Origin of the sequence: Stieleria maiorica (genome assembly GCF_008035925.1) — a bacterium.
In the GTDB taxonomy this organism is placed as follows: Bacteria; Planctomycetota; Planctomycetia; order Pirellulales; family Pirellulaceae; genus Stieleria; species Stieleria maiorica.
In genome coordinates this window covers 8,335,083-8,361,416 of record NZ_CP036264.1, presented here as the reverse complement: position 1 = coordinate 8,361,416, position 26,334 = coordinate 8,335,083, and the positions used below count along the sequence as shown (strand labels likewise).

26 protein-coding genes are annotated in these 26,334 nt (G+C 60.7%); 18 read left to right on the top strand and 8 right to left on the bottom strand.

Annotated elements, in window-relative coordinates; genetic code table 11:
• Window positions 1-214 precede the first annotated feature (214 nt).
• Genes Mal15_RS28365 through Mal15_RS28350 form a run of 4 tightly spaced genes read left to right on the top strand, consistent with a single transcriptional unit; the run spans window position 215 to window position 4,606 of the window.
• Window positions 215-1,144, top strand: coding sequence for a hypothetical protein (locus Mal15_RS28365; protein WP_147870837.1), 930 nt, complete (start codon window positions 215-217; stop codon window positions 1,142-1,144).
• Window positions 1,141-2,829 carry a formylmethanofuran dehydrogenase subunit A gene (locus Mal15_RS28360; protein WP_147870836.1) on the top strand — a complete coding sequence of 563 codons (1,689 nt, stop codon included), beginning with the start codon at window positions 1,141-1,143 and terminating at the stop codon, window positions 2,827-2,829. Before Mal15_RS28365 ends, Mal15_RS28360 begins: the two co-directional genes overlap by 4 nt.
• Window positions 2,826-3,791 (top strand): formylmethanofuran--tetrahydromethanopterin N-formyltransferase, encoded by a 966-nt coding sequence (fhcD, locus tag Mal15_RS28355; protein ID WP_390623419.1) that lies wholly within the window; start codon window positions 2,826-2,828, stop codon window positions 3,789-3,791. The genes Mal15_RS28360 and fhcD overlap by 4 nt, the downstream gene beginning before the upstream one ends.
• The gene (locus Mal15_RS28350; protein WP_167547103.1) at window positions 3,788-4,606 is read left to right on the top strand and encodes a hypothetical protein; all 819 of its coding nucleotides are present in this window, start codon (window positions 3,788-3,790) and stop codon (window positions 4,604-4,606) included. Before fhcD ends, Mal15_RS28350 begins: the two co-directional genes overlap by 4 nt.
• 134 nt (window positions 4,607-4,740) lie before the next feature.
• On the opposite strand, the gene Mal15_RS28345 is transcribed toward Mal15_RS28350, so the two are convergent.
• Window positions 4,741-5,079, bottom strand: a complete 339-nt coding sequence (locus Mal15_RS28345) for a hypothetical protein (protein ID WP_199773756.1) — start codon at window positions 5,077-5,079, stop codon at window positions 4,741-4,743.
• A gap of 228 nt (window positions 5,080-5,307) precedes the next feature.
• Entirely contained in the window at window positions 5,308-5,454 is a 147-nt protein-coding gene (locus Mal15_RS34785) for a hypothetical protein (RefSeq protein ID WP_233903081.1), read from the bottom strand.
• Window positions 5,455-5,713: 259 nt separating this feature from the next.
• Here Mal15_RS34785 and floA point away from each other — a divergent pair, with 259 nt between their 5' ends.
• From floA to Mal15_RS28325, 4 genes are all read left to right on the top strand, one after another.
• On the top strand, window positions 5,714-6,700 hold the full coding sequence (floA, locus tag Mal15_RS28340) for a flotillin-like protein FloA (RefSeq protein WP_147872625.1): 987 nt from the start codon (window positions 5,714-5,716) through the stop codon (window positions 6,698-6,700).
• An 8-nt stretch (window positions 6,701-6,708) separates the two neighbouring features.
• Entirely contained in the window at window positions 6,709-7,611 is a 903-nt protein-coding gene (locus tag Mal15_RS28335; protein ID WP_233903080.1) for an alpha/beta hydrolase family protein, read from the top strand.
• Window positions 7,612-8,022: 411 nt separating this feature from the next.
• Window positions 8,023-8,493 (top strand): CBS domain-containing protein, encoded by a 471-nt coding sequence (locus tag Mal15_RS28330; protein WP_147870834.1) that lies wholly within the window; start codon window positions 8,023-8,025, stop codon window positions 8,491-8,493.
• Between the two features lie 3 nt (window positions 8,494-8,496).
• The gene (locus Mal15_RS28325) at window positions 8,497-8,982 is read left to right on the top strand and encodes a CBS domain-containing protein (protein ID WP_147870833.1); all 486 of its coding nucleotides are present in this window, start codon (window positions 8,497-8,499) and stop codon (window positions 8,980-8,982) included.
• Between the two features lie 126 nt (window positions 8,983-9,108).
• Here Mal15_RS28325 and Mal15_RS28320 read toward each other — a convergent pair whose 3' ends face one another.
• A complete protein-coding gene (locus tag Mal15_RS28320; RefSeq protein WP_199773755.1) occupies window positions 9,109-10,302 on the bottom strand; it encodes a DUF3500 domain-containing protein in 1,194 nt (397 codons plus the stop codon).
• Between the two features lie 355 nt (window positions 10,303-10,657).
• Here Mal15_RS28320 and Mal15_RS28315 point away from each other — a divergent pair, with 355 nt between their 5' ends.
• The 10 genes from Mal15_RS28315 to Mal15_RS28270 all read left to right on the top strand — a co-directional run bounded on the left by Mal15_RS28315 (window position 10,658) and on the right by Mal15_RS28270 (window position 19,190).
• Complete coding sequence (locus tag Mal15_RS28315; protein ID WP_199773754.1) at window positions 10,658-11,101, top strand: type IV pilin protein; 444 nt, start codon at window positions 10,658-10,660, stop codon at window positions 11,099-11,101.
• A gap of 222 nt (window positions 11,102-11,323) precedes the next feature.
• The gene (locus Mal15_RS28310) at window positions 11,324-12,796 is read left to right on the top strand and encodes a hypothetical protein (RefSeq protein ID WP_147870832.1); all 1,473 of its coding nucleotides are present in this window, start codon (window positions 11,324-11,326) and stop codon (window positions 12,794-12,796) included.
• A gap of 3 nt (window positions 12,797-12,799) precedes the next feature.
• The gene (locus tag Mal15_RS28305; RefSeq protein ID WP_147870831.1) at window positions 12,800-13,351 is read left to right on the top strand and encodes a GspMb/PilO family protein; all 552 of its coding nucleotides are present in this window, start codon (window positions 12,800-12,802) and stop codon (window positions 13,349-13,351) included.
• On the top strand, window positions 13,348-14,037 hold the full coding sequence (locus Mal15_RS28300) for a hypothetical protein (RefSeq protein ID WP_147870830.1): 690 nt from the start codon (window positions 13,348-13,350) through the stop codon (window positions 14,035-14,037). Before Mal15_RS28305 ends, Mal15_RS28300 begins: the two co-directional genes overlap by 4 nt.
• A gap of 66 nt (window positions 14,038-14,103) precedes the next feature.
• Complete coding sequence (locus Mal15_RS28295; protein WP_147870829.1) at window positions 14,104-15,858, top strand: GspE/PulE family protein; 1,755 nt, start codon at window positions 14,104-14,106, stop codon at window positions 15,856-15,858.
• A 13-nt stretch (window positions 15,859-15,871) separates the two neighbouring features.
• A complete protein-coding gene (locus Mal15_RS28290; RefSeq protein WP_147870828.1) occupies window positions 15,872-16,966 on the top strand; it encodes a type II secretion system F family protein in 1,095 nt (364 codons plus the stop codon).
• The gene (locus tag Mal15_RS28285) at window positions 16,963-17,442 is read left to right on the top strand and encodes a type IV pilin protein (RefSeq protein WP_147870827.1); all 480 of its coding nucleotides are present in this window, start codon (window positions 16,963-16,965) and stop codon (window positions 17,440-17,442) included. Before Mal15_RS28290 ends, Mal15_RS28285 begins: the two co-directional genes overlap by 4 nt.
• Window positions 17,443-17,453: 11 nt before the next feature.
• Window positions 17,454-18,281, top strand: coding sequence for a type IV pilus modification PilV family protein (locus Mal15_RS28280; protein ID WP_147870826.1), 828 nt, complete (start codon window positions 17,454-17,456; stop codon window positions 18,279-18,281).
• On the top strand, window positions 18,281-18,811 hold the full coding sequence (locus tag Mal15_RS28275; protein ID WP_147870825.1) for a type II secretion system protein: 531 nt from the start codon (window positions 18,281-18,283) through the stop codon (window positions 18,809-18,811). The genes Mal15_RS28280 and Mal15_RS28275 overlap by 1 nt, the downstream gene beginning before the upstream one ends.
• Window positions 18,812-18,815: 4 nt before the next feature.
• On the top strand, window positions 18,816-19,190 hold the full coding sequence (locus Mal15_RS28270; protein ID WP_147870824.1) for a hypothetical protein: 375 nt from the start codon (window positions 18,816-18,818) through the stop codon (window positions 19,188-19,190).
• A 116-nt stretch (window positions 19,191-19,306) separates the two neighbouring features.
• On the opposite strand, the gene Mal15_RS28265 is transcribed toward Mal15_RS28270, so the two are convergent.
• The 5 genes from Mal15_RS28265 to rplT form a co-directional block, all read right to left on the bottom strand.
• Window positions 19,307-20,239 carry a CDP-alcohol phosphatidyltransferase family protein gene (locus Mal15_RS28265; protein ID WP_147870823.1) on the bottom strand — a complete coding sequence of 311 codons (933 nt, stop codon included), beginning with the start codon at window positions 20,237-20,239 and terminating at the stop codon, window positions 19,307-19,309.
• 1,474 nt (window positions 20,240-21,713) lie between these two features.
• Window positions 21,714-22,742 carry a DUF4272 domain-containing protein gene (locus tag Mal15_RS28260; RefSeq protein WP_167547102.1) on the bottom strand — a complete coding sequence of 343 codons (1,029 nt, stop codon included), beginning with the start codon at window positions 22,740-22,742 and terminating at the stop codon, window positions 21,714-21,716.
• 1 nt (window position 22,743) lies between these two features.
• On the bottom strand, window positions 22,744-24,789 hold the full coding sequence (gene pheT / locus Mal15_RS28255) for a phenylalanine--tRNA ligase subunit beta (RefSeq protein WP_147870821.1): 2,046 nt from the start codon (window positions 24,787-24,789) through the stop codon (window positions 22,744-22,746).
• A gap of 88 nt (window positions 24,790-24,877) precedes the next feature.
• Window positions 24,878-25,909, bottom strand: coding sequence for a phenylalanine--tRNA ligase subunit alpha (gene pheS / locus Mal15_RS28250; RefSeq protein WP_147870820.1), 1,032 nt, complete (start codon window positions 25,907-25,909; stop codon window positions 24,878-24,880).
• A gap of 34 nt (window positions 25,910-25,943) precedes the next feature.
• Complete coding sequence (gene rplT, locus Mal15_RS28245) at window positions 25,944-26,300, bottom strand: 50S ribosomal protein L20 (protein ID WP_147870819.1); 357 nt, start codon at window positions 26,298-26,300, stop codon at window positions 25,944-25,946.
• Window positions 26,301-26,334: the final 34 nt, after the last annotated feature.

The following is a 26,334-nucleotide window of genomic DNA, read 5'->3' as shown; positions in this document are numbered from 1 at the left end:
CGGCGTGGGGCAAAGCTTCGCGTTTTCGCGCACGCGCCGAGTTCGGAGAACACGGCGACTTTCGCGTGTGCGTCGGCAGGATCGCAAATCGAGCTGCGATAGACGACTCATGCATCGGATCGGCCGGAGCCGCACGACCGCACAACTCTGGGTAAACTGGTGCAATCTCCCCCGCTGATTCCCCCCGCTCGAATCTTTCGCCGGTGCCCCACCCATGAACCGCATCTCCCTGCCGCTGACCCTTCTGTTTCTGTCGATCCATTGCGGTTTCGGCGATCCCCTGGCCGCCCAAAACCCCGGCTTGGGCACGGCCGATTTCGGCCAAGGCCAGTCCAACGTGCCCGCCGGCACGCTGCCGGCCAACGAGGTCACCAACTTCAAAGGCACCCTGAAAGGCATGCGCCGCAATCTGGTCGTGATCGAAAAGGAGGACGGCAGCGAAGCGTTGGTCGCCATGCCCGATACGATTTCGTCGTTCCAATTCGTTGCCAAAGCGACCCCCGCGTTCTTGCAACGCGGCATGCTGATGCGTTTCTCGGCAAATTTCGGCCCCGGCGGCGTGCCCCTGGCTCCGGTTGGGAAAATCACGCTGTTCCAGCCGGTCGACCCACGCTCGCTGCACGGCCGCACCAAAGAGCAATTCACGCCCGGGATTTATTCCGACGCCCACCGCGGCAACCGAAACCAACCGATGGTCGGCAAACTGTCGATCGTGGGGCGATTGATCGGGCTGGCCCCCAACGGCGTGCTGGCAGTCCAAGCCGGCAAAATGCCGGTCCAGGTGCCGGTCGATGCCAACACCACCCTGGAAGTCCGCTACAACAATCTGGTCCTGGCGCAGGAAGGTGATGCGGTCACCGTCGCCGGTTTCTACCAGCCCCCGAATGAGAATCAGGTCAAAGCCGACCGCATCACGATCACCACCGACCGCGTCTACGGTGAATACCAACCCGCTGGAGAGCGAAAATCGAGACGTCGGCGCGGCGACAAGCAGGACGGCGACGAAAAGCAGGCGGAAGCGGAGCAAACAAAAGACCCGCAGCCAAAGGAGACGCCACCAACGGGGCTGGGAGACGACGCGGAAAAAGCAGACAATTCAAAGTCGGACGACGCCCAACCCGACACCGAGCAAGAGGATTCATGAGAACTCTGATTCAAGGAGGACGTCTGATCGACCCCGCCGGGAACCTCGACCAGATCGCCGACCTCTGGCTCCAGGACGATGCGATCATTTCCAGCCAGTCGCTGGCCGCAGAGGATGCCGACCGCGTGATCGACGCCCAGGGGTGTGTCGTGATGGCCGGTGGCATCGACATCCACACGCACATCGGCGGCGGAAAACTGTCCATCGCGCGATTGTTGATGCAGGATCGCATCGACGACGATGCCCGCGCCACCGCTCGTACCGCGGCCCAGTGCGACTACTTGCCCTCGGCCGCCGTCGCCGCCCAGCGTTACCTGGAAATGGGATACACCGTCGCGCTCGAGCCGGCGGTGATTCCCTGCAATGCCCGCGCGGCGCATGCGGAAATGGCAGACATGCCCGATTTGACCACCGGCGGATTCTGCTTGCTCGGAAATGACGAATTGCTGCTATCGCTGATCGCCGCCTCGGCACCCCAGGCGGAGATCAACGATTACGTCGCCTGGATGGTCCGCGCCACACAAAGCATCGCGGTCAAAGCGGTCAACCCGGGCGGGATCTCCGCCTTCAAGTTCGGCCGCCGCGAACTGGACGTCGACACGCCCCATCCGCATTACGGCGTCACGCCGGCTCAGATCATTCGCCGGCTAGCCAGGGCCGTCCACGAAATCGGTCTCGTCCACCCGCTGCACATCCACACCAGCAACCTGGGCGTGCCGGGCAACATCCGCTCGACGATCGCAACGATCGAAGCCGCCGACGGATTCCCGATCCATCTGACGCATGCCCAGTTTCATTGCTACGGCGATGAAAGCCAATACGGAATGTCGTCGGCCGCGGACCAGCTGGCCGCCGCCATGGCCAAGCACCCCAACGTGACGATCGATGTGGGACAAGTCATGTTCGGCCAGACGGTCACCATCAGCGCCGACGAGCCCCACCAGTACGACAACCGCCGTCACGCGTCGCCTCGCAAAACCGCGATCGTCGACATCGAATGCGAAGCCGGTTGCGGCGTCGTCCCGTTTCGATACCGCCGCCGCCAATTCGTGCACTCGCTGCAATGGGCGATCGGATTGGAATTGTTTCTGATGATCGATGACCCGTCGCGTGTGTTCTTGACCACCGACCATCCCAACGGAGCTCCGTTTACCGCGTACCCGCACTTGCTGCGGTTGCTCGGCGATCACTCCTTTCGCGAAACGGCGCTGGCGGAAATTCACGCCGATGCCGCCGCAGCGAGTTCCCTGGGTGGCCTTTCGCGGCAATACACGCTGCAGGACATCGCCACCATGACACGCAGCGCCCCGGCCGCCATCATGGGGCTGTCTCGGCACGGCCGGCTGACGGCCGGCGCAATCGCCGATGTCAGCGTGTACGACACACATGACAACCTGGAGACGATGTTTCGAACGCCGCGCCATGTCTTTGCCCATGGCCGCCACGTCATCGACGGCGGAACCTACGCGCCGTGGGGATCGCCATCGCCCGTGACCAACCGGCCGCCCCACAACACCGTCACCGCGGACGTTCATTTCGACCCGCAATCGGTCCAGCGGTTCCGAAGTCTGTACAACGCGTCGTCCACGTTTGATCTGAGTCGGTTGCGGATCAGTGACGATGAAATGCAGTCGGTCCTCCATTCGCATCCGCTCAAGCAAACGATGCGGGAGCGTGTCCAGTGAACGACGAATCAAAACATCCGGATACCGACAACGAGGCCGAGGCGAATCGGCCGCTGGAGATCAACGGGGTGCGCATCGAAGCCACCTTTGCGGAAGCCTTTGACATGAAAGCCACCCGTGTCATCATCACGGCGATGGACGAGATCTGGGCCGAGCATGCTGCGTCGGCGATGAGCGGATTTGGGACCAGCGTGATCGACTGCAAACTGGAAATCGATATCGAACGCCGACTGTTACCCAGCGAGACGCCCGACGGCCGCCCCGGAATCGCCCTGCTGGCCTTCGCCATGTCGGGCGGCGACCTGGAAAAACAAATCACGCGACGGGCCGGACAATGTGTCCTCACCTGCCCGACGACCGCGCTGTTTGCCGGGCTGACCGACGAAGTGCCCCGCGACAAGCGAATCGCATTGGGCAAGACGCTTCGTTTCTTCGGTGACGGCAACCAGATCAGCAAGGTGATCGACGGCACCCGATTCTGGCGCATCCCCGTCATGGACGGAGAGTTCATCTGCCAACACGATGCCCCACGCGTCTCGGGGATCGGTGGCGGCAACTTCCTGTTGGTCGCCCGCGATCTGCATGCCGCCAGCCGCGCCGCCCGAGCCGCAATCGGTGCCATCGACCCGATCCCCGATGTGATCACGCCGTTCCCGGGCGGTGTGACACGAAGCGGTTCCAAGGTCGGTTCGAAATACAAGTCTTTGATCGCGTCGACCAACGATGCGTATTGCCCGACGCTGCGGGGCATCACCGACTCGCAATTGGGCGACGGCGAAAACGCGGTGCTGGAAGTCGTCTTGGACGGTTTAAGTTACGACGCGATTGCCGAAGCGATGCGCACCGGCATCCGCGCGGCATGCAGCAGTTGCGGGGAACACGGTTTGGTTGCGGTCACTGCCGGAAACTACGGCGGCAAACTTGGACGACACCATTTCCACTTGCACGAGATCCTGTCATGACGCGCTGGCACTTGCAACGCCGGGGGACCGACGGCAACGACTCCGCACCGGTCTCGATCGACGCGTCCAACATTCGACTCAGTTGGATGACCGGCAAATCGGCCGCACAGATCAACGAACTGCCCGTCGGCGCCGACGGACGATCCGTTCGATTGGGCGATCTGTTTGAACTGACGATGGATGATTCTCCAACCGATCGGATCGTCGTCGAAGGCGAACTGGATCACGTGCACGGCTTGGCGGCGATGCACGATCGCGGCGACTTCGAAATCATCGGATCGGCCGGCCATTACGCCGCATGCGGCATGACAGGCGGCCGGGTCTGTGTCCGAGGTGATGCCGGCGACTACGTTGCCGCCCCTTGCGGCGCTCGCCGATCCGGCATGTCCGGCGGCGTGATCGAAATCCATGGCGGCGTCGGCAATTACGCGGGGCATCGGATGAGACGCGGGACACTGATGGTTCGCGGATCGGCCGGATCGATGCTGGGAGGGTCGATGGTCGCGGGAACCATCTGTGTCGGCGGAGCGACCGGCAACGGATTGGCAGTGGGCATGAAGCGGGGCAGCGTGATCTTGGCTGACGCTGCCAATGTCGTGCGGCAAGCCGATCAAGATGAAGACGGCGCGAAGCGGCGGTATTCGAGCCCGATCCGGTTTGACCCCGCGTTCTTCGGCCTTTACCACGAGCCGATGTTTCAAGAGATCACCCAGATGCTGCTGCGGTTGCCGGTCTTTCGCACGCGAGCCGACCGTCACGTCGGCGGGCTGGGAGAAGTGATATTCGCGGCGACGGCGGAAACGGCTGTCTCCTAGCCGAGCCGCGTCCCCGTGATGGAGCTACGCTGGCCAGAGCGTGGAAAACACAGGACAACCACCGTCAGGCGACGGTCGCTACGTCGGAGCAGCAATTCGAGACGCTTGCCGTGAAAGAGTAGCGGTGTCCGCTACTAAGCTCCGATCGCGTTGCCGGGTGTTCGGTCGCGGTAGTCCCCGCGACCGGCTTCGACCATCGCAAACCGCTCGCGCCAGAGAAAACGTTGCAGCAGACTGGGGCGACGCAAGTTGGGGTCGTCGGCGTCGATCGTATGCACCTTGCCCTTCGCCGTGACAAGCCTCAAATGACCGTCGGGCAGGACCTCGTCGACCACCCAGAATTTGTCAACGACATAGCCGTAGGTCTCCCCTTTCGGCGATGCGACGACTTGAGCGGCGCGGCGTCCGGGATTGGCGCCACTCTTGCTTTTTCGATAAACAGCCCAATCCCCCGGCTTCCAGTTTATGTGCATGACTTGATCCTCTATTTCGCCTAAATCTGCCCGGCTTCGCCTTCAAGATGCCCGGCTTCACCTCGGAGTTGCTCGATCGCCTAACCTCACTCGATCCACACAGCCAACTTCGACCATCACTCCTTGATCGGGCCTCGCTCGCTTGGTTCGAGTTGTCGTGACCAACGATCACGACGCCCTTTCTCGAACCATGCGTCTGAACAATCAATAAGCCGCTCCACTGTAACACTACGCATATTGCCGGCGTGGGGACAGTTGAAAACGTGTCGAGAAGTCCATTTCTTCATGACTTTCATACTTTTTTCGCAAGATCTGACGCGATTGCGATGCGGCACGACCCAATTTTGCCATGATCGCATCGCTCGAGTTGGTCATTTTAGTTTGCCGGCAAGTAGCGATTGTATCGCCGCGTTACCTTGCGAGCGGACTCCGCGACGCCTTAAGATACGCGGTGATGGACTGTCATCCACGATGGCATTCAGACACCCCGGTTGGCCTGTTTGTCATTGACAGCAGCTCACCCCGAGAACTCATCACGCTTCAAAGGAATTGCGTCGTCATGTTGCTCGCCCCGTCGTCTGTGTTCGCCGCAGATCTATTCGCTGCTGATTCCACTGTCGTGCCGACCGCAGCGATGCAACTGCCGCTGGCCGCCAACGGAGCGTTTTACGCCGCGTTGATCGCCATCGGAACGTTGGTGTTTCTGATTTTTGTCGCCGTGATGGGGTTCTTTCTGCTGCGTTACGGAAAACTGTGGGTCCAGGCCTACATGTCCGTCGCGGATGTCAGCTTGCCGAGTCTGATTCGGATGCACTTCACCAAGGTCAATCCGAACGTGATTGTCCAAGCCAAGGTGATGTCGGCGCAAGCCGGATTGGATATCGGCCGCAAAGCCGGGATCAGCACGCGGCGGCTGGAAGCCCACTATCTGGCCGGCGGCAACGTGATGAACATCATCCACGCCATCATCGCCGCCGCGCGGGCGGAGATCCCTCTCGATTTCGACCAGGCCGCGGCGATCGATCTGGCAGGCCGCGATGTCTTGGACGCGGTTCAGACCAGCGTCTATCCCAAAGTCATCGACTGCCCCGATCCCAGCCGCAGCGGCAAGACCACGTTGAGCGCGATCACGAAAAACGGTATCGAGCTGCGCGTCCGGGCTCGCGTGACCGTGCGAACCAACCTGGAACAATTGATCGGCGGTGCCACCGAAGACACCGTGATCGCCCGCGTCGGCGAAGCCATCATCAGCTCGATCGGTTCGGCAGAAACACACTTCAAAGTGCTCGAAAATCCGGACATGATCACCCGAGTCGTCCTGGATCGTGGCCTGGATGCCCAGACCGCGTTCGAAATCGTTTCGATCGACATCGCCGACATCGACGTCGGTGAAAACATCGGCGCCCGGCTGCAAAGCGATCAAGCCGAAGCCGACACGCGGGTCGCCCAAGCCGAAGCGGAAAGCCGTCGCGCCGAAGCGGTCGCCCAAGAGCAACAGATGCGAGCGATGGTCGCCAGCAACAAGGCGCATCTGGTGCTGGCCGAAGCCGAAGTGCCCAAAGCGATGGCCGAAGCGTTTCGCGCCGGTCGCATTTCGGCGCCCAACGGATCTGCCATCTGACGGGCCCCGTGAACGAACACGAATCGACCTCCTACCGCGTCAGGTTCCCCAGCGGAGCCGATCGCGCTGATCATCTTGCCGGCATCATCGACCGCCCCAAGATGTGGCACCCCTGGAAAGACGCCGGCGGCACCCGACCGCGGCCGGTCGTCGTTTATTCGCATTGCTTTACCTGCAACAAAGACTTCAAGGCGACCGTCAAAATCAGCCGTGCCCTGGCCCGTTACGGGATCGCAGTGCTGCGCTACGACATGACGGGGCTGGGCGGCAGCGACGGCGATTTCTCCCAAACCAACTTCACCACCAATCTGCGTGACCTGGCGGCCGCGATCCGTTTCGCCAACGACGAATTGGGGCCGGTCACCGCACTGGTCGGGCACAGCTTCGGTGGCATCGCCTCCTTGGTCACCGCCGCAAAAGCTGCCGACGATGAAGGTGCAGCCCGAGAAAACGTGGACCTGCTGCGGGAATTGAAATTCGTCGCGACACTGGCCGCCCCCAGCGACACCCAACACCTGGCGACACTGCTTTCCCGGATGAACCCGGCCATCGAATCCGAAGGGCAAGGGGACGTCACCATCGGCGGCATCACGTGGACAATCCGCCGGCAGATGCTCGAGGATTTTCGCCGCCACAATGTCACCAGCTTGCTGCCGCAAATCGATCGCCCCGTCCTGCTGCTCCATTCGCCCGTCGATGAAACCGTGGGGATCGATCACGCGATTCGGTTGATGACATTGATCCAGACCGATCGATCGACCGACGACCAGGGGCTCACGCCGGTCAGCTTGATGGCGTTGCCCGGGGCCGACCATCTGCTTGCCAAACATCCCCAAGACCTGACCTTCGTCGCCCGCATCCTCGCCGCCTGGTGCCACCGCTTTCTCGACGACGATCACACGTCCGGCTAGTGCTCTACCGCGGCCTCGTTTTCGATCGGGCCAGACAGTCGCCGTCCTCTCCGAGGTCGGCGCGGGGCAAAGCTTCGCTTTTTCGCGCACGCGCCGAGTTCGGAGAACACGGCGACACTCGCGTGCCCATCGTCGATCCACCTCTGCTCGCTCGCGCATCACCTGCCCGATGTCGATGCACGATCTGCCTAGAAAGCCCTCAGCTCGCGCCCCGGAAGTCATCGCAAGCCATCGGAAATCCGCTTCAAGGCTGCTTTTGCGGAAAGCAACGCCCCCTTAAAGAGAAACAGCTGCGCACCGCCGTCCCGCGACCTGGATCTTTAATAAACCGCTTCCCACCCGGTGAATGACGGGGATTTGGCCCCTCGAGTGCACCTCTACCAGGGTCCGTCCTTTCAGGAGAACCAGACCATGACCTTCGAAGAGCAATTATCGAGCGAGCAGATCCGCACACTCCCGCTGCGTGACGCGATCGCGATCGACGAGCACACGGTGGCTCGGGCGGCGATCGCGTTGATGCGGACGCACCACTTGGGCTGTGCGGTGATCGTCGACCAGAACTGTCGTCCCACCGGCGTGTTTACCGAGCAGTCCGTGATCCGTTTGTTGGTCGCGGGAGCCTCCTTGGACACGACACCGATCTCAAGCTTTGCCGAGCCGGATTTCAGTGTCGTACGAGCCAGCGATCCGATCATGGTGGCATGGAAAGCCGTGGTCGACTCGGGCCGACGATTCATGTGCGTGACCGACGACGACGGGTACCTGATCGGATTGACCGGCCAGCGTGGGTTGGCCGATTACGTTTGCGATTGTTATGCGAAACAGATCACCGTCCAGCGTCTCGGAAGTGCCCCGTGGATGCTTCAACGCGAAGGAGCTTGAACAATGAGTTCGTTTTTTAGATTGGACCCGGCCGAATCGATCGACCCGCTTTCCAACTTCGAGCCGGCCGACTACGACAGCGAACTGGAGCGGGCACTGGCCGAGGACGCCGTCGCAGAAATCGATGCCAAACCGTATCTCCAGATCAGCCCGTATGCGACGGTTCAAGAGGCCGTGGAGATGCTGCATGATTCCGGTGCGGCAAGCTTGTTGGTGGTCGACAGCGACCGGCTGGTCGGGATCTTCACCGAACGCGACGTGCTGGAAAAAGTGGTCGAACGCTACCCGCGGATCTGCTCCCGTCCGGTCGAAGAATTCATGACCAGAGATCCGACCATCGTTTACCAGTCCGATCCCTCGGCGGCGGCCGCGGCGGCCATCGCCGTTGCCGGTCACCGCCACGTCCCCGTGTTGGACATGGACGAACGCATCCAAGGCATCATCAGCCCTCGGCGGATGTTTGCCTTCATGGAAAGGCATTTCAGCTGAAGCGTTTCGCGTCGCAATGGTTGGACGACGGCCCGGAAGGGCCATCGTACTCCGAGAAGCGTGCAGCAAAAGCCTGCAATCCAGCGTACGTTGGTGTCTAGCCGTTAGGCGACACCAGCCACCATATCACGGATGATCGTGATCGTGGTCATCATGATGCTGCTCGATATGCTGTCGCAGCAGGTCTTTTCCGTAATCGTTTCCGTTGGGTGTTCGAATCACCGCATGGATGTGGTCGCGCGTCGGCTCAGACGATCGAAACGGAGCGACGCGTCGCTCGTGATCGAATTCGATCAACAAGACCGGACTGTGGACGCGATAGTAATAAACACTGTCGTCATTCGTTTCGCCGACCCAGGAAAAATACGTCTCGTCCAGGTGCCGCCGGACCTCGTCCATCTTCACCTTCGCATGCCCTTCGTCCATGTTCCCGACGTACAGGCCGATCACCTTGAGCAGCAGCTCGCGTTGCGATTCGTTCAACTTTGACGCGGGGATCCCGGCATAGTCCAGATCGATGTTGTCCTTGTACGCTTGGGCGACCGCGTTATTGCCGCTCTTGACGCTCGACACGATGGACTGCTTTTGTTGCTCGGGGTCCAGAGATCGCATGAATTCCAGCCCTGCGTATTGTTCGTCCTGTAGCACGATCGTGCCTTTAAACTTTCCGCTCGTCGCGTGCACCGGTTCGCTGCCGACAAAAACCGGCGACATCACGACTTGATCGCCGAGGACAAAGTAATTGATGATCAGGTGATGGCCATCGATCTGCCATCCCCACGGCTCACTCGTCGAAGGTTCGCCCATCACCGTGATCCAGTACAGCCATTCCCCGTATTCGTCGAAGTTGTTGGCCAACTCCGCCAGGGTGCCGTTCAGCTTCATGATGTCTTTGGACAACTTCAGGCCTTTCGCACTCAAACTGGCGCCAATCAGATCGAAGGCGAGTTCGCGTTGGGCGGGCGACATTTCGTCAAACCCGACGCCCTGGCGCTTGTAGAAATGACGGTTGTCCCACTTTCGCCACTCCAGGTCATCGACCGGGTACGTCGTCCGCGATCGCTGTTCTTCGCTTAACGAGGCCAGGAACTTTTCCGCGGCTTCGACGACGGGCTCCGTACTGACACCGGTCGACTCGATCTTGAACAACCCTTCGCGGATCACGCCGCCGGAGCTGATTCCACGAAACGGCTCACTCAGCGATGCCTCGCCCCCGCCGCGGGGCGGTCGGCGCCCCGGTGGCTGCGAAACGGCGTTGAAACCGACACCGGCGGCAGCCAGCAACACAGCGACAAACCAGATCTTTTTGTTGCCAAACATGGACATCTCTTGCGACAAAGACACGGAGTCGAAACCCGGATTTCGGAGACGATTCATGATACCCGGCGACGGTCCCGACGTGTGCCATCACCCCATCACCTGCTCCTTCGGGGACGGCAGCGGCTGACCTGGGGCGTGACCTGACCGGAACGACCGCTACATGCCTCACCGGTTCGCTCCTCCCCCGACCGCCGCGCAGGAATTTCTTTTGACTCCGGCGGCGTGTCCCTGCGCGTGTCCTATCAGTTTCTTTAGTCGCGATCCATACGGCGACAAACTCACCGATTCGGTCGGAGTCTCTCCAGGATCGATCACACGCTAAAAACAACAACCCGATTTACGTTGGAGGCCCACCGTGGCTCACGCAATTGCCTTTCGCCCCAGTCGTGCCCGAAAGGGTTTTTCGCTCGTCGAGCTGTCGGTCGTCGTCATCATCATCGGCGTCCTGGCCGCGTTCGGCGTCCCGCGACTGTTGCAAAGTGTTGAACGAAGCAAAGCATCCGAATCATTCAAATTTCTCGCCAGCGTGCGTGCGGCGCAAGAGCGTTATCAAGCCCGACAAGGGACTTACGCGTCGGATCTGACTCAATTGGACATGGAACAAGCCCCGCCGAAGTACTTCAGCGTGGGCGTCGCAGCCGCTGGCGGGACGGGTAGCCTGGAAGATTCCTGGACGCTGACGCTGACGCGATCCGGTTCCAGCTCGGGTTACGGCGCTTACACCGTGACCTTCACCGAAGACGGTTACGACGCGCTCAACAGCACGATCGATCCGGAAATCAATCCGCAGAGCACCTAGAGCCTGACGGCCTGACCGCTTTCTGGGGGAAAGCGTGGCATGATCCGTCATCGTGACCTTCGATGCCACCACCGATCCATTCAGCAGGGGCAGTCCGTAACCATCGACGGGCCGCCCTTTTTTCGTGCCAGGTTGCCTGGCCTATCGCATCCTGATGCGGCAGCGGGTTCTCCACGTCACCGTGGGAACCCCTGACGCATCGCCGGAGGGGACGTTTCCATCATGACCACAGGTAGCGATCGATCTCGCAGCCAAGTCGTCGGGGTGTTGTTCGGAAAACAACACCTTCACGGTTGCCGCGCGTCGACCACCATGTTCGGTTCGGTGCGGTACGAGTACGCCTCTGTCGAAGTGCAAAGCGATGCTTTGGATCATTCGCTCTCGCAACTGCTCGACGCGTTGGACGTCTCCGACGCCCCCGTCCCCATTGCCGCTGCGATTCCGACCAGCGAATGTTACTTTGCCACGCGCCCGATCAACTCCGGAGGCGGCAACGCCAGCCCGCGCACCTTGCTGCGCGAATCGCTACGTAGCACCACCGCCAAACTCGACCAGCTTGCGATCGATGTGCTCAATTGGCAGGCCCATCGTCGCCAACTGGTCAGCATCGTGGCCGCCCCGCTGGATCGGATCGCATCGATTCGCGAAACGATCGCCGACAGCAAACATTCGCTCCAGCGACTTGAACCGGCCGCCAACGCGCTGATCAGTGCGGCCGTGGAAAACGAACGCAAGGAGCGACGCGACCGATTGGTCACACGCGTCTTTTTGGGCGAAACCAGTCTGTTGGCGGTGATGACCAAAGGAATCCGCGCGATCCATTGGCAAAGCATCCCTTTGCCACAAGGCGACGAGGGGACGGGCATCGTTTCCATCGTCCGTTCGGTCGAAGCCGCTTATGCCGCGTGTGGCTTGGAAACACCACCCGACTCCGTCAGCATCTACGGCCGACGCGAACTCCAATCGCTGATCGATCGACAATGGTTGAGCAACAATCTGCCGAGCGATTTTCGTTGGCTTGACGCACCGTCGATGAAACCGGAACACATCGCGCGAGCCTGCGCCGATGGTTTTCTGGCCGACGACGAAGACGAATTCGATTTCGTCCGCGAGTATCGCGAGCCGCTCAAGTTGCACCGCGTCGTGCCCTACAAAGAAATCGCACTTTACTTGCTCGCCGCCTGCGTCCTTGCGATGGTGCTGCACGACCGTCTGAAACAGGCCGAAGCGAATCACGTCGCGCTCGTGGCCAGCGCCCCGGCCATGATCTCTGATGGATCCAATCCCCGTCCGGAGCGCGACCGATTGAACGCCCGGGCGTCGGCCGTCAGTACGTTCATGGACAAACGTGTGCGCTGGAGTCCGATGCTCGGCCAGATCACCTCGGTCTTGCCCGAAGGCACACGGCTGACCGGGATCCGCGGCTCGGCGACGATGACCCAAAAACGAAAACGCGCCGTCAAAACCGCCCCGACCACGCTGATCCTGCAGGCCGAATGTGTTCTCGATGCTGACGGACAGCTCCCCGCTTCGGTCAGCCGACTGACCGAGACCGTCGGCCGGCTGGAAAGTGTCACCGAACACTTTCAACGCGTCGAACTGAGCGACCTGCGACGAACCCTGTCCCAGGAAACCGGAATCGCCGGAGCCGAGTTCTCGATCATCCTGACCACCAGCAGCAAAGCCCAGGGCTAGACGATGACACATCCCGAAGCGAAGAAAGACTGGCGTCAGGAACTGCGGCAAGCCGCCGAACAGTTGCGTGATCCGTTGCGGATGCGGATCGCCGTCGCTCTGGTCATGGTCGTCATCATGTTCTTCGCGATCAGCGAGCCGCTGCACGGGAAAACCAAAAAAACACGTCGGGATTTGCAACAGCTGCGCGAGAAAGTCAAGACGGCCGAGGAGGTCATGGTGCTGGAGGACGCGTTGGAACATGTCCGGCCCCGAATCATCCAGGGCGAAGGCAACGATGCGGTGACCAGTTTTTTCATCGATCTGTTCCGTGACGGCGGCGCCGACTTGCTGCAAATCAATGCCGAAGCCCCGCAACGGCTGGGACCGATCTACAACGTCCGCGTCACCCTGGATTTGGCGGGCGAATTTTCCGAACTCAACCAGGCACTGTTCCGGCTGGAATCACAGCCCGAATTGATTCGCGTCGAGTCGCTGGTGATCAATCCGGCCGAGCGTGGTGACGCGAAGCCCACGATGCAGCTGTCCGTACGCATACTGAAGGAGAAGGAATGAACGTCGCCCTTCAAAAGTACGGACCGCCCACCGTGGTGATTGCGATCGCGTTGTACCTCGGTTGGCCTCCCCCGGCTCCGTTGGACCTGGGTGAAGACGTCGTCCGCGCGAAATCGGTGCGTTGGAAAATTTCCGATCTCCAATCCCCGTCCCTGCCGACGGTGATCGGCAAGGATCCGTTTGCGGCCGTGCTGGTCGAGCCAACTTCCGGCGATCCGGCAACCACCGCGAAGACTCCGGAATCGGTCCCCGACGAACCGACCGGGCCGACGCCCGCAGATCTGCACGTCGGATTGCGGCTCGGTGGAATCGCCCAGACCGATCACCACCGCTGGGCCATCATCAACGGCCGGGTCTGCAAAATCGGCGACCAGCTGCCGGTCATCGGATTCACGGATCTGTCGGCGACCGTCCGCGACATTGCCGCCGATCATGTCACCGTCGTGGCCGGTCCACTGACCGTCGAATTGAAACAACAAGAACGAAAACCTCGCTCGGGCAAGACGACCAATGCGTCTCCACCAGCGGTGACGCCGTCATCACCACAAACGGACTCGCAAACTCCCGATCCAGACGAACAAGATCCAGACGAGGATCTGGAAGACGAAGATTCGGCGTCGGCAACTTCGCCGCGCCCGGGCAATGACGGAAACCCGAGCACGCCGTTATTCCAAGCGACCCCCTGAGACCGCAGCAACAAAGTCTCGGTCGTAGGCGGATCAACCAAACTTACTCGCACATCGCACCGCACAATGAGCAACGCAACCTCTGCTCTGGCATCACAAAACCATCCACTGATCATTCGGCTGCTGGATTCGATCGAAAACCTCGATCCGGAAAAGCTGGAGGAGCTTTGGCAATCGGTCGGCAAAGCGGACGTGACGATTGAGGAGTCGATCATTCGCTGCGGCGTTGCCACGGAAACCCAAATCGCCAAATCCTATGCGGATCACTACTTGGTTCCGTTGTTCGATCCGCCGGCCGAATCGCCACCGCCGATCGACCCGTCGGTCGCGTCGGTGCTGCCCAATCGACTTTGCCGTGATCACTTGATCGCACCGCTCAGCGACGACGGCGGCGTGTTGGAAATCGCGGTGTTCTCTCCGGATTCCTTGTTGCTGGCCGATGAGATTAAGTTGCTGACCGGTCGTCAGATGCGTCCGATGTTCGCGCCGCTTTCGGTGATCGAACGGCTGCTGACGATGCTCTACGAGGAAGGCGGTTGGAACACCGCGATCCCCGTTTCGAGCGCGACCAGTTTCCAGGAAGTCGACGACGCCGATGACCTGGACCAGGAAGAAGCCGCCGAAGCGACCGAGGTCATCCACCTGGACCAGGCACCACCGCCGGGACGCGACGGCCGCATCATCCGCTACGTCAACAGCATCTTCGAACAGGCCCTGTCGACCGGCGCCAGCGACATTCACATCGAACCGTACGAGGACGAATGTCGCGTCCGTTTGCGTGTCGACGGGGTGTTGTCGGAGATCCAACCGCCCGCGATGCCGTTGCTCAATTCGGTGATCAGCCGCTTGAAAGTCCTCAGCAAAATGGACATCGCTGAACGACGACTCCCGCAGGACGGGGCGATCGCTTTGCGGACCGGCGAGCACCGGGTCGACATGCGGGTCAACACCTGTCCGACCGTGTTCGGCGAAAAGATTGTGATGCGGGTGCTGGACAAGAATGCGCTGCCACACGATTTATCGATGCTGGGCATGGACTCGCGGCAATTCAAAGATCTGACCGAATCGATCCAAAGCCCGCACGGGTTGATGCTGGTCACCGGGCCGACCGGGAGCGGGAAAAGCACCACGCTCTATTCCTGCCTGAACGCGCTGAACGACGAAAAAACGAACCTGTGCACCGTCGAAGACCCCGTCGAATTCAAGTTCGGCGGCATCAACCAGGTCCAGACGCGCGCCAAAGTCGGACTGACGTTCGCCAGCGCGCTGCGAGCGTTCCTGCGGCAAGACCCCGACGTGATCATGGTCGGCGAAGTCCGTGACGACGAAACGGCGGAGATCTGCATGCGTGCCGCGCTGACCGGGCACTTCGTGTTTTCCACCCTTCACACCAACGACGCACTCAGCAGCATCACGCGTCTGCAGGACATGGGCATCGAACCCTTTCTGCTGGCCAGCACGCTGCGTTTGCTGGTCGCCCAGCGGTTGGTCCGACGCCTTTGCGATGAGTGCAAGGTGCCGTACCAATTGGACCCCGAATCGAGCCAGCGATACGGAATCCCCCGCGAGATCCCGGTCTTCCGCGCCGGCGGTTGCGATCGCTGTCGCAACATCGGCTACAAGGGTCGGCTGGCCGTGTTTGAAGTGATTCGGATCAACCAAAACCTCAAGGACATGATCCAAGCCGGCGAATCGGTCGGCGCCATGAAACGTGCCGCAGTGGAAGACGGCATGAAGTTGCTATCGCAAAGTGCCGCGGCGAAGGTCGCCGAGGGCCTCACCAGCCTGGAAGAAGCCGTCAGTTTGTGTAACGATCACTAACCCCCTACCTGTCATGTCTCTCGACGCCTGGTTCTTGTCTCGCGCACGTGTCTCTGCCAAGCAGCATGGACGCGCGAGCCTGGACGACAAGATGACATTCTTCCAACAACTCGGGTCGCTGCTGGCATCCGGGACGCCGCTGTTGCGCGCCCTGCACGTGGCCGCCGAACAGAATCAAAGCAAAGCGTTGCAGGCGGTGATGGAAGAGGTGGCCGAGCGGGTCGCCTCGGGCATGCCGCTGCACTCGGCGATCGAAGCGACCACCGATATTTTTCCCATGCACTGGGTCGCGATGATCGCCACCGGCGAAGCGACCGGAAAACTGGATGAAGTCCTGGTCGATCTGAATCGCCAGATCCGCGAAGCGGCCGACACACGCAGCAAGTTTATCGGGTCGATGATCTATCCCTGTGTGCTGATTTTTGTCGCCGTCCTGGTCGTGTTCGCGATGCTCTGGTTTGTGGTCCCGACCTTCGGTGACATGTTCAAAGAAATGGGCGCGGAATTGCCCGGCATCACGGTTTTCGTGTTGGACCTCAGCGACCAGGTCGCCGCCTACGGACTGTATGTCATCGCAGCTTGCTGCGTCGGCGGCTACCTGTTGAAACGGTGGCTGGGGACCGATGCGGGCCGACGACGATCGATCAGCGTCATGGTGGCGATTCCCGTCATCGGCGATCTGGTGATCCAATCATCGATGTATCGGTTTGCTTCCAATTTGGCGTTGTTACTAAAAAGCGGCGTTCCGATGCTGGAAACGATGCAGACGGTCGCCGACGTCTTCGCCGCCCAACCGCCCTATCGCGAAGCCATCGAGTACGCCAAGAACCGCATGGCCGCCGGTCGCAGTTTGGCCGATGGCCTGGAGGAATCCGGTTTATTCACATCCATGATGGTCAACGCGGTCCGCGTCGGCGAAGAATCGGCACAACTGGGCCGCGTGATGGAAGAGATCGCGCCGTACTATCGCGAAAAGACGCAAGCGTTCATGTCACGCGTCACCAAACTGGCCGAACCGGCGATCATCATGGTCATGGGCGCGGTGATCAGCGTGGTGATGCTGGCGATCTACATTCCGATGTTTGAAATGGCGGGGAACGTGAAATGATCGCCCGCCACAGACCGAATCGAGCCGCGTTCTCGCTGATCGAGGTCATCGTCACGATGACGATTCTGGCCGTGTTGCTGACGTTCGCGGCCCCCAGCGTCGTTCAAACGATGGAACAGTCGCACGCCGATCTGGCCGGCGCCAGTTTGCGTTCGATCGCCTCCGCCCAGCGGTTCTTCTGGTTGGAAAACCGCACCTATGCGACGACGCTTCAGGAATTGATCGACACCGAATTGGTCGACAACGAACTGATCAATGCATCGCCCCGCTATGAGTTCTCGATCACCGCGGCCGACGCCGCCGGGTTCACGGCCCAGGCGCGCCGGCGAAACTTCAACACCGCCGGCAATCCCGTCTACAACGGGGCCTGGAGTGGTGACTTTCAGATCGATGAGACGGGTGAAATCACAGGCGACGTCGAGGGCAGGTTCAATCCGATCCTCGGCAGCGCCCCCACCGTTGCGCCGGGTTTTTGAGGACACCCGTGATGCCCGTACAGAATTCTGTTACTTCAGCACGCCGTGGGTCGACCTATCTGGAGGTCCAAGTCGCGATGGTCCTGCTCTCGATCGGTATCAGCGGACTGTACAGCTTGTCGGTGGTCCAGTCGCGTCAAACGGCCCAGCTGCAGCAAATGCTTCCCGCGGATCAAATCGCATCGATCAATCCCGTGACCGCCGGCAGCCCCGCCGAAGCGGCCTGGGCAAAAAAGTTTGGTGTCTACGCAGACATTGTCCCCGACGCGGTCGCGGCACCGTCGCCCATTTACCCGCTCAACTCGGGGTACCAGGCGATCCGTGACAACGAAGACAGCAGCGGCTTTACCACCCACGCGGCAACCGGCGGCGATGACTGGGAAGAGTACGGCGGACACCCGGGCGACAATGAATCAACGGTCCATGAAATCCAAACCACCGCCGCCTATGGGTCCTATGCCTTGTTTTCGTTTTATAGCGTCCCGCCGGGTGACTACGAACTATTCACCTACGTGCCGGAAAAGAAAAGCTCGTATGCCGGCGAGTTCGGTTCCGCCGTTCCACACCATGTCTATTGCGACGGGTTGGTGGGTACCGTCCACGTGGACCAACGCTCGCTCAAGCACGACCTGGAACGGTCCGGGCGCTGGTGGGAAAGTTTGGGCACGTACACCTTTACCCACAGCACCGTGCACGTCCTGATTTACGACACGCCGGTCTCCGGTGATTGGTTGATCGCCGATGCCGTCATGTTGCGATGCCGTCGATCGGTCGAAATCGTCACGCCTGCCCTGGCGACACCCGACGGCGGTGCGACGGTCACGGTGGAGCTGGACTGATGGCGAGCAATCTCGGACACCAACGACGGCGGGGGCTGAGCCTGCTGGAGGTCACCATCGGATCCATCATGGCGGCTACGATCACCGTGATGGCTGCCGGCGTCACCATGGACCTGACGCGCAACGTGGCAGACAACATCGCCCGGACGCGGGTGGCCGGCGAAGCCCGATTGGCGATCGAAGCGTTGCGACGAGATTTCTCCGGAAACGACCCGGACACTCCGACCGGAGACCGCAACCGCTGGCGGCTGGTCGGCCGCATGATCCCCAGCGCCGAAGAATTACGACTTTGCTTTGATGCCGGCGTCGACGGATCGGCCGATTGGGTCTCACCCGATCGCGTCATTATCTATTCGGCCAGCGACGGACAACTGATCCGTTCCGATCTGGAAAACGGGCGGACCAACGTGGTCGCTCACCTGGTCGATGCGGTGAACTTTGAAGTGATCGGTAACGAATTAAGGATCACGCTCGATTTTCGATTGGGCGGCGTCACGGAAACCTACGTCTTCAATACCCCCGATATCTAACGCCATGATGCAGCGACGCCCTCCAAGCCGACGACGCGGGTATGCCATGCTGGTGGTGATGCTGTTGATCTTGACCACCACCGCCATGGCGGCCGTTCACGCCCGCCAACTCGCCTCGGCACTGCGCATCGAACAAGCCCGAATGCGAAGCGAATCGCGGGCACGCGGACCGATGATGGTGCTAGCCCTCGCCTGTCAACGAATCGAAACCGGCAACCCCACGAATAGCAGCGTCTCGTACCAGTATTCACATCACGACGGCGTCCAAACGACGCTCTACCGGATCACCTACCAATCCGTCGACACCGACAAGTGGGATGTCACGGCCGAGCCCGATCCGCTGGCCGGATCGCTGCCGGTCTTGCCGGATTCGTTTTAGTGCCACCCGTTTTCCGGTAGCGGAACTCGCCAAGAGTTTCGCTCGCCTGAGGATTCAGGTCGCGGGGGAACAACGAAAGCCTTGGCAGCTTCCGCTACCGCTTTCACCCCGACAGATCACTCGTTCGCCCGCAGCCAACTTCGCCGAGATCGCATCAACGACCGCAGCGGCGCGGCGAACGAGTAGTAGCAAAACGCGATCGGCAGCGCCAACCAATGCAACAGAAAGACGCCGCCGAGGGCGAACATCGCTTGACCGATTTGGTGCGTCGTGCGGCGTCCCTTGACCCATTGGGCCACCAAGTGCGGGTACTGAAACCGAGACACCATCAAATACGCCAGCACCCCCGCCAAGGCAGGGATGAAGTAGTGGGAACCGACCAACGCCGCATCCGCGATCGCCTGAACGTTTTCGGGGTAGATCTTGTTACTGGCCAAGTCCTTCAAGTCCGGCATCGCGATCGCAAACGCGGCCAGTGTTCCCGCCGCGGCCGGGCTGGGCAGCCCCTCAAACGTCTCGTGTGAATCGTCTTCACCGGTTTCGACGTTGAAACGGGCCAGCCGGATCAACACGCACAAGGTGAACAGCACACCCACGGCCCACAGAAACCGCTGCGGCAACGCATCACTGATCCGCCAGATGATCACCGCCGGAGCGGTGCCGAACGTGACGGCATCGCACAAGCTGTCCAGCTGAGCACCGAACTCGGTCTCCTGGCCGGTCATCCGAGCCGCCGATCCGTCGAGCGCGTCGAACAGCATTCCGCCGAAAATCAGCATTCCGGACGTGAACAGTTTTTGCTCCAACGGCCAGCCCAGTTCGGCACCGCTGACCGCCACGGCGATCGCCCCCAGCCCACAGACGCCGTTGCCGAGGGTCAGCATGGTGGGCAGCACCGCCAGCATGACTTTGCGACGACGCTTGCGTTTCTGCCGCCGAAAGTCCTTGCGCGACAACGGCTTGTCCGCTTCCTGCTCCTCCGGCGCCTCGACCTCCAATACCTCGTCGAATTCATCCGCCGAGTGGAGTTCGCGTTTTAATTCACTCATGAATGTCTAAGGGGTGACCGGAGAGAAAGTGCCGTCGAAGTGGATCAAAATGATGGAAAACATTGTACGCAAACGACTCTCATCCATGAATATTTGTAGAACATTTGTCCCAAATGTTCTCCCACCGCCGTCCCGGCGGCGCGTCTATCCCCTGTCAGCTTCGCTGCCACCAGGGAACAGCTGAGACAGCGGTTCTACACTGCGAGTGTAGAACATTTGTCCCAAATGTTCCCCCACCCGCCGCCTCGGCGGAACGCGTATCCTGTGGCAGCTTCGCTGCCACCAGAGAACAGCTGAGACAGCGGTTCTACACTGCGAGTGTAGAACATTTGTCCCAAATGTTCCCCCACCGCCGCCCCGGCGGAGCGTCTATCCCCTGTCAGCTTCGCTGCCACGAGAGAACAGCTGAGACAGCGGTTCTACACTGCGAGTGTAGAACATTTGTCCCAATTGTTCCCCCACCGCCGCCCCGGCGGAACGCGTGTCCTGTGGCAGCTTCGCTGCCACCAGAGAACAGCTGAGACAGCGGTTCTACACTGCGAGTGTAGAACATTTGTCCCAATTGTTCCCCCACCCGCCGCCTCGGCGGAGCGTCTATCCCCTGTCAGCTTCGCCGCCACGAGAGAACAGCTGAGACAGCGGTTCTACACTGCGAGTGTAGAACATTTGTCCCAATTGTTCCCCCGCCACCGCCCCGGCGGAACGCGTGTCCTCTGTCAGCTTCGCTGCCACCAGGGAACAGCTGAGACAGCGGTTCTACACTGCGAGTGTAGAACCATTGTCCCAATTGTTCCCCCGCCACCGCCCCGGCGGAACGCGTGTCCTCTGTCAGCTTCGCTGCCACCAGGGAACAGCTGAGACAGCGGTTCTACACTGCGAGTGTAGAACCATTGTCCCAATTGTTCCCCCGCCACCGCCCCGGCGGAACGCGTGTCCTCTGTCAGCTTCGCTGCCACCAGGGAACAGCTGAGACAGCGGTTCTACACTGCGAGTGTAGAACCATTGTCCCAATTGTTCCCCCGCCACCGCCCCGGCGGAACGCGTGTCCTCTGTCAGCTTCGTTGCCACCAGGGAACAGCTGCGACAGCGGTTCTACATTGCGATTGTAGAACATTTGTCCCAAATGTTCCCCCACCGCCGTCCCGGCGGAGCACGTGTCCTCTGGCAACTTCGTTGCCACCAGGGAACAGCTGCGACAGCGGTTCTACATTGCGATTGTAGAACATTTGTCCCAAATGTTCCCCCACCGCCGTCCCGGCGGAGCACGTGTCCTCTGGCAACTTCGTTGCCACCAGGGAACAGCTGCGACAGCGGTTCTACATTGCGATTGTAGAACATTTGTCCCAAATGTTCCCCCACCGCCGTCCCGGCGGAACGCGTGTCCTCTGTCAGCTTCGCTGCCACGAGAGAACAGCTGAGACAGCGGTTCTACGCTGCGAGTGTAGAACCATCGTCCCAAATGTTCCCCCACCGCCTAACTCGGAATGTCCACCTCGTCCCATTCCGCGTTCTCAAAACGGGTCAACCAATTCAGCGCGTGTTGCCGCTCCGCGATCACGCCGCCTTCGATGCCCGCCGGGGGTTCCGTCTGCCGCGTCGCCGCATCGCGGGCCGCCCACAGCAGTCGAAAATTCATGTCCAGGGCGTCCAGGATTTCGCCCGTTGGTCGCAACGCCGCCGATTCGATCATCTGTCGCGCCGGCATCGCGATCATCTGGCGGGCAACCTCCGGGACATCACAAATCGCGTCGGGAAAGGCAAGTTCCGAGTGCATCCCCAAGGACCATTGCAACAACGCGAGCGCCTCGTAGCGCCAACCCGCGGCCGAAACATCGGCTTCGGGCGGCGACTCGTTTTCCAAAAAGGTGGTCTCCCAAGACGTGAGCGATTGGAACGCCAAAGGAGACTTCTCCCGTAACGCCGCGACCGGGATCGGTTTTCCGCTCGACAGCGATTCGGCGCGGACCGCCACGACGAACAACGCGAGCATTCGCCACACGACTTCATCCGCCGAACGCAAGGTAACTTCGAATTCGCTGACCACCGGCGGCAATGCCTCGGGCGTGTCGATCAATCGGTTTCGAAGTTCGATTTCTGCTTGAGCCTTTCGCTGTCGGGCATCGGGCAAAAACGGCAATTGGGCGTTCGGATCAGGCTGCACGGCCGCCGGGTCGTACAGCACCGCGCCGTTGGGGTCGCGGATACTGCGGTCGGGCAGAAACAGGATCGCGTTGGCCTGCCACGCCCAAGGAGCGATCGCTTCGATGTGCTCGCCATCGACCTTCATCGCCACCAGCATGTTGGTCCGCTGCAAGTGCCGACAAATCGCGTACACGGTCTGACTGAACTGATCCTGCTGCGATTCAAACAGGTCTTGGACCAAACCCATCAGATGTTCGACGAATCCCGGAGTCGACTCGTCGCGCACGAACACCGGTTCGTGGGGGAATTGCGGTTCGGGCGGATCACGGTGCGTGCAGTACGCAAAGATTTCAACGGGCATATCAACCCAACAACTCGGCGTCGAGCTTCTTCTTACAGGCGCCGATGACGCTTTGAACCAGCGCGTCGGCATCGTCACCGCTCAGCGTCGTCTCGTCACTTTGCAACTGCATCGACAGCAACACGCGTTTGCGATCCTTGCCATCCTTTTTCGGATCGCGATACGTTTCACGATAGGTGACCGATTTCAGCTGATCGCCGACGGCCGATCGGACCACATTTTCCAGATCGTTCCAACGCACCGATTCGGACATCACGAAATTCAGGTCGCGTTCGACCGAGGGGAACATGCTGACGATGCGTTGCTGTGGCACCAATTCGGCATCGGCCAACAACGCGGCGATCGACAATTCGGCGACCACGACGTTGCCCGATAGTTTCCACTGTTTCAAGGTCTTGGGTGCGACGACACCGAGATACCCCAGTGGTGAATCGCCCAGCGACAACTGGACCAACTGACCGGTGACGAAGCCGGGAGAATCGACCGGGGAGACCGAAACGGCTTGTCGTGCGCCCAATCGCTGGCACAGCGATTCGATGATGCCTTTGGCGGCAAAGAAGTCACCGCCACAGACCAACGAGACCGCGTAAAGCTCATCGGGCAACTCGTCTTCGGTCTCACCGGGCAGGTAAAGGTGCGCGATTTCAAATAGATCCGCTTCGATCGACGCCGATGCCCAGTTGTTGGCGCGTGCTTCGATCAAGCTCGGCAATAGCGTGCGGCGAAGTCGCTTGGCGCCTTTTAACATCGCCGTCTGAGTGCTCAAGGCTGGTCGTTCGGTCCATGGCGAAAGTGACGAATCAAGCTTTTTCGTCACCACACTCGGCGTCATCGCTTCGCTCAGCCCCGCGGCGGTCAACACGCCACGAATCTTTTCCGTCGCCGAGTCGAAGGTCCGCTTGCTGCTCGGCGCAACCGGGATCGGGCTGTCCTCGGGGATCTTGTCGTAACCGTGAATCCGAGCCACTTCCTCGATCAAATCGGCCTCGCGGGTCAGGTCATGACGCCACGATGGGGCACGGTAGGAACCGGATCCCGCCGTGATCTTGGCGTCACTTTGGCAACCGAGCGCCGTCAGGATGCGATCGACTTCGCCGGGCTCGATCGTGATCCCCAGGATCCGTTCCAGTTGCGACCGTCGCAACACGATCGGCGGTCGCGGTTCGATCTCCGGTGCCGTATCGATGATTCCTTTGGCGACGGTTCCGCCGGCCGACTCGACGATCAACTGGCAAACGCGTCGGCTGGCCCAATCCACGCCGACCGGATCGACGCGGCGTTCGAACCGAAACGACGAGGGGCTGTGCAATTTCAGCGTTCGCGCCGCCCGTCGCACGGAAAGCGGAGTGAAGATGGCCGCCTCGATCACCACGTCGGCCGTCGAATCGGTCACTTCCGAATCCGCTCCGCCCATCACACCGGCGACGGCGGAGGCCGATTTTGCGTCGGCGATCACGCACATCGACGGATCCAGTTCGTATTGGCGGTGATCGATCGCGGTGATGATTTCTTTTTCGCGTGCCGGCCGCACGACGATTTTCTGGTCCGCAATTTTGGCGTAATCAAACGCATGCAACGGCTGCCCGCATTCCATCAACACGTAATTGGTCGCGTCGACGACGTTGTTGACCACGCCGATCCCGACGCTGGTCAGGGCGGCCTGCATCCACGCCGGGCTGGGGCCAACCTTGACGCCCCGGATCACACGCGCGGTGTAGCGTGGGCAAGCTTCGGTGAACTCATTCTCAACTTTCAGCAGCGACGCGACGTCTGTCTTGGACTCCTCAAGCGTCGGCGACGGCACCCGCAACTCCGTGTCATACAGCACCGCGATCTCTCGCGCCACGCCGATGTGCCCCAAACAATCGCCGCGGTTGCTGGTGACTTCCAGGTCGATGCAAACGTCATCGGCCGCCAGCGCCGGGTTCTCGTTCGACGTCTCCGTCCCTTCGTGATTCAGCCCGCTCAAACTGAGCCGGGTTTCCAACTCTTCACGGTCGGCCGGCAGATCGACGTAGCGGGTGAGCCATTTCCAAGAAACAAGCATTGTTCTGGTTGGGGGTTCCAGGTTTCACGTTCCAAGCCCCTCAGGAATCGCAACTTGAAACCTGGAAGATCGGAATATCGGAACTGAGTTAAAACTGTGACAGAAAACGCATGTCGCCGCTGTACAGGTCACGGATGTCCTTGATGCCATGGCGACGCATGCACAACCGTTCGACGCCCAGGCCGAACGCAAACCCCGAGACTTCTTCGGGATCGTAGCCGACCGCGCGGAACACGTTGGGGTCGACCATTCCCGCGCCCCCGAACTCGATCCAATTCCCGTCCCACAAAAAGTCGACTTCGACACTGGGCTCGGTGAACGGAAAGAACGACGGTCGAAAACGAATCTCGACGTCACCGCCCAGGTAGTTGGTCGCAAACACGCGCAACACGGTTTTCAAGTTCGCCATCGTCACGTGCGTGTCGACCAGCAACCCTTCCATCTGATGAAACATCGGAAAGTGGGTCGCGTCCGGATCATCGGGACGATAGACGCGGCCGAGCGAAATGACACGGACCGGCGGCTTGCGGTTGGCCATCACACGGATCTGAACCGTGCTGGTTTGGCTGCGCAGCAACCGCGTGCCTTCGATGTTCTGCTTTTCCGTCCCCGTGGCTGCGGTCGCCAGATAGAAGTTATCCAACGGATCGCGGGCCGGGTGGTCTTCGGGGATGTTCAGGGCGACGAAGTTGTGGTGGGGGTCTTCGACCTCGGGACCCTCGGCCGCTTCGAACCCCATCCGCCCCATGATCTCGGTCAGGTGCGTGATCGTCTGGGTGATCGGATGGATGTGCCCGATCGTTGGCCGCACACCGGGCAACGTGGGATCGAACGTCGGATCGACGCCGCTGTCGCCGCCACCGGATAGTCGCGACTGGGCCTCGGCGACCGCTTTTTCGATCGCTTGCTTGACTTCGTTCAGCCGCATGCCGGCGGACTTTCGATCGTCCGCCGCCACGCCGCCCATTTGCTTTTGAATGTCTTTCAGTGCGCCTTTCTTTTGGCCCACGTACTTGACCCGCGCAGCCTCGAAGGCCTCCGGATCGGAGGCGGCATCAAGGGTTGCAATCGCCTCGCTTTGCAAAGCATCGAGGGCGGAGAGAAAATTCTGCAGCGACATAACTGGAACGCTTGGCGGAAACCGCGGCCGAAGCCTACGCGGCCAACGCTTCTTTGACCTTATCAACGACGGCCTTGAAACCGGCTTCGTCGTGGATGGCCATTTCGGACAGCGTCTTGCGGTCCAATTCGATCCCGGCTTTCTTCAAACCGTGAATGAATTCGCTGTATCGCAGGCCGTGCATGCGGGTCGCGGCGTTCAGACGCGTGATCCACAAGCGACGGAAATCGCGTTTTCGCACGCGGCGGTCGCGAAAGGCGTACGCGCCACTGCGGAGCAGCGTTTCCTTGACCGATCGGGTCAGACGGCCGCGTCCGCCGACGTAACCTTTGGCGCGTTTGAACAGACGTTTCTTGGATTGCCGACGAGCGGCACCTTTGGTCGCACGCATGGGTGCATTCCTTCCGAGGTTGTTTTGAATCAGG